2 protein-coding genes are annotated in these 453 nt (G+C 63.4%); both read right to left on the minus strand.

What is annotated here, in order from left to right:
- The coding region (locus tag ABQF30_RS29545) for an MMPL family transporter (RefSeq protein ID WP_448470628.1) at nt 1–354 on the minus strand (354 nt) is incomplete at its 3' end.
- A partial coding sequence (locus tag ABQF30_RS29550) for an MmpS family transport accessory protein (protein WP_448470630.1) occupies nt 351–453 on the minus strand: 103 nt, incomplete at its 5' end. The genes ABQF30_RS29545 and ABQF30_RS29550, both read right to left, overlap by 4 nt.

Below are 453 nucleotides of genomic sequence, written 5' to 3' on the forward strand. Positions count from 1 at the left end.
GAGCTTGTCGACGATCTGGTCGTAGTACGCGTGGGCCTCGTCGCCGAGCGCATCCTGGCCTTCGAGCACGACCATCACAGAGCTGTTGGATTTGAATTCCTCGAACACCTCGCCGACGCGCTTCATCGCGATCATCGACGGCGCGTCGTCGGGGCTCATCGAGACCGAGCGCATCTCCCCGACCTCTTCGAGCTGGGGGACGATCACATTGAGGACGGCGATGACGGCGATCCAGGCCAGAATGATCGGGATCGCCAGCCGTCGGATCCACTTCGCTATCCCGCCATGGCGCGCAAGGGTGGGTCCGGCAGCCGGGAAGGTGTCGGTGGGGGCGTCGTGGCTGGGGGTGCTCATGCAGATTTCACCAAGCAGAAGGTCTGGGCGTTGACGCCGTTGGACGTGCGCTCGTCCTTGAGTTCGTCATCGACGGTGATCCGGCAGGTGATGCTGTCA

The organism is Mycolicibacterium sp. XJ870 (assembly GCF_053483975.1).